Genomic DNA, 241 nt, shown 5'->3' with positions numbered 1-241 from the left:
ACGGTGCTGTGGAACCAACTGTCGCCAGGAAAGCCAGGCCGTCTTGCAGGCGGCTTTGAACTTTATCAACAGCGCGCTGGATGGACATGGAGACCCAGGTGTTCAGATCGATTTGTTCGAGCAGCGCGCCTTCATGGTGTTCTGTGGCTTTGATACCAGAGTCAGCGATGAAGCGGAATGGGCTGCCTTCTTTCAAAGAAGCGGCACCGGCTTGGACAGAGGCTGCTTTCCAGAATTTGGA

At 54.8% G+C, this 241-nt stretch carries 1 pseudogene; it reads right to left on the bottom strand.

Features of this window, described 5'->3' with window-relative positions:
* A pseudogene (locus ACO0LN_RS30480) lies at positions 1-241 on the bottom strand (MotA/TolQ/ExbB proton channel family protein); the annotation flags it as partial.

Source organism: Undibacterium sp. TC9W (genome assembly GCF_049339865.1).
Classification (GTDB): Bacteria; Pseudomonadota; Gammaproteobacteria; order Burkholderiales; family Burkholderiaceae_D; genus Undibacterium.
This window is presented reverse-complemented; position numbering and strand designations above follow the sequence as displayed.